This is a genomic window from Craterilacuibacter sp., assembly GCF_051659485.1.
In the GTDB taxonomy this organism is placed as follows: Bacteria; Pseudomonadota; Gammaproteobacteria; order Burkholderiales; family Chromobacteriaceae; genus Craterilacuibacter.
The window spans coordinates 1-2376 of the sequence record NZ_JBOFOO010000108.1; the positions used below are offsets into that span (position 1 = coordinate 1).

Here is a 2376-nt window from a genome sequence, read left to right on the forward strand (position 1 = left end):
TTCAGAACGCTATCAGCTGCCGCGTTTCCGCGAGGTCAGCAAGATGGCAGAAGTCGCCGTCAAAATGCTGCGTCGTGCACTGGATGCCTTTGCCCGGCTGGATGCGACGGCAGCACTTGAGCTGGCTGAGGAAGACCGCGGGCTGGATGAAGACTTTAGCGCCGAGCTGCGCCAGCTGATGACCTTTATGATGGAAGACCCGCGTACGATCAGCATGTCGATAGATACGCTGTTTATTGCCAAGGCAATAGAGCGTATTGGTGATCACTCGAAAAATATTTCCGAATATGTGGTTTATCTGGTCAAGGGTAAGGATATCCGCCATACCTCTATCGAAGAGATTAAGCGCGAGATCGGGTTGAGCGCCGGCTAGGCGGCAAAAAATAGAAAAAAGCGGTAACATTAGTTACCGCTTTTTTTATTTCCATTTTCCCGGGAAAATGTTTTGACCCTGCAACGTGCCGACTTTCCATATGGCGTACTGGCTGCTGCCGACCTGGGGTCGAACAGCTTCCGCCTGCAAATTTCCCGTATTGCCGATCGCCAGCTATTCACTCTGGATTCTATGAAAGAAACCGTCCGTCTGGGCGGCGGCCTTGGGCCGGATAAAGTACTGGATGATGCCGCCTGCGGCCGGGCGCTGGCATGTCTTGCGCGTTTTGGCGAACGCCTACGCGGTTTTGAGCCGGGGCAGGTGCGCGTCGTCGGTACCAATGCCCTGCGTATTGCGCGCAATGCACCCGAATTCATGCGTGAAGCGCAGACCTTGCTAGGTTTTCCCATTGAGATCATTGCGGGTCGCGAGGAAGCGCGCTTGATCTACCTTGGTGCTGCCCATGCACTGCCCAATACCCATGAGTCCCGTTTGGTGGTCGATATTGGTGGCGGCTCGACCGAGTTTATTGTTGGCAGTCAGTTCAGTGCCCATCTCACCGAGAGTCTGCCGCTGGGCTGTGTCAGTTATACCATGCGCTATTTTGCTGACGGCAAAATCACCCGCCATGCCATGCATATCGCCACATTGGCTGCCCGCAATGAAATCCAGCGTATTACGCATATCTACACCAAAGACCAGTGGCAGCTAGCAGTTGGCACTTCGGGCTCTGCGCGTTCTTTGCGCGATATGCTGGCGCTCAATGATGGGTCTTCAGGCAAGATTACCCGGGCGGGTCTGCTTCGGTTGAGGGATGCATTTGTCGAAGCCGGGCATATTGAGCGGCTGCTTATGAGCGGACTCAAACCCGATCGTGCTCAGGTAATGCCAGGAGGCTTGGCGATCATGCTGGCCATTTTTGAAGAGCTGGATATTGATGTCATGAGTGTGGGGGAGGGGGCTTTGCGCGACGGGGTGCTATATGACCTGATGGGGCGGCAGCGCGATCATGACCAGCGCGAGTTGACCGTCACCGCCTTTGCCCAGCGTTATCATGTCGATGAGCCGCAGGCGGCACGGGTGCGGGTGCTTGCCGAGCGGTTTTATCGTCAGCTCTCTGGTGAGGATCGCAATGTGGATACGCTCAGGCAGTTATTGTGGGCTGCACGTCTTCACGAGATTGGCGTGAGTATTGCTCATATCGCCTATCACAAGCATACGGCCTATATCTTGCAGAACGCGGATATGCCGGGTTTTTCACGTCAGGAACAAAACAATCTGGCTACGCTGGTGCTGGGGCAGCGCGGCGATATGGGTAAGATGAAGGTGCTACTGCTTAGTGTAGATCGTTGTTACGCCATTCTGGCTTTGCGTCTGGCAGTGTTGTTTTGCCGTAGCCGTACTGCACTGCTCACTCCGGAAAATATGGATTTAAAACCCTTGGCGCGCGGCTTCTGCTTGAGTCTTGATGGAGCATGGCTGGATGCCTGTCCACTCACGATCAGTGCTTTTGAGCAGGATGTCGAGCAGTGGCGCAAGATAGGCTTTCAGTTGAATCTGGTGCGTCTATAGTATGCGCGACACTGCACTTAAGGAAAAATTGCCGACTTTGGGTGAAGCGCCGGGTTCTTTGTAGTGGTCAAGTATTTATTATGCAACTCACGCTGATTGCCGGCATCTCTGGCATGAACTTTGACTACATGCCAGAGTTGCACTGGCGCTGGGGTTACTTCATGGTTTTGGCTTGTATGGCTATGATAGCCCTTGATGATGCTATCGTTTTCTGGCGGCGACGCTGGATTTGAGATCAAGGTTTGAGTTATCGGGTCATTCTGTTTGATTTTTTACTAATGAAACATGTTGCATTTTTTATTGAAAATCAGTGGCTTGCTGTTTTTAGGGCGTGTTGGGATGTTTTACCTGAGGTTTAAGGTGTTGACGCCTCTGTCGGTAGTGCGTATATTTCGCCTCCTCAGCTGACGCCGCAAACGAAACAAGCGGAT

At 53.0% G+C, this 2376-nt stretch carries 3 protein-coding genes; all 3 read left to right on the top strand.

Annotation, left to right across the window (positions count from 1 at the left end; genetic code table 11):
• The coding region (locus ACRC1E_RS03800; protein WP_438513780.1) for a PhoU domain-containing protein at window positions 1-373 on the top strand (373 nt) is incomplete at its 5' end.
• 78 nt (window positions 374-451) lie between these two features.
• On the top strand, window positions 452-1945 hold the full coding sequence (locus ACRC1E_RS03805; RefSeq protein ID WP_438513782.1) for a Ppx/GppA phosphatase family protein: 1494 nt from the start codon (window positions 452-454) through the stop codon (window positions 1943-1945).
• A gap of 41 nt (window positions 1946-1986) precedes the next feature.
• On the top strand, window positions 1987-2178 hold the full coding sequence (locus ACRC1E_RS03810; protein ID WP_438513781.1) for a CorA family divalent cation transporter: 192 nt from the start codon (window positions 1987-1989) through the stop codon (window positions 2176-2178).
• The last annotated feature ends 198 nt before the right edge of the window (window positions 2179-2376 follow it).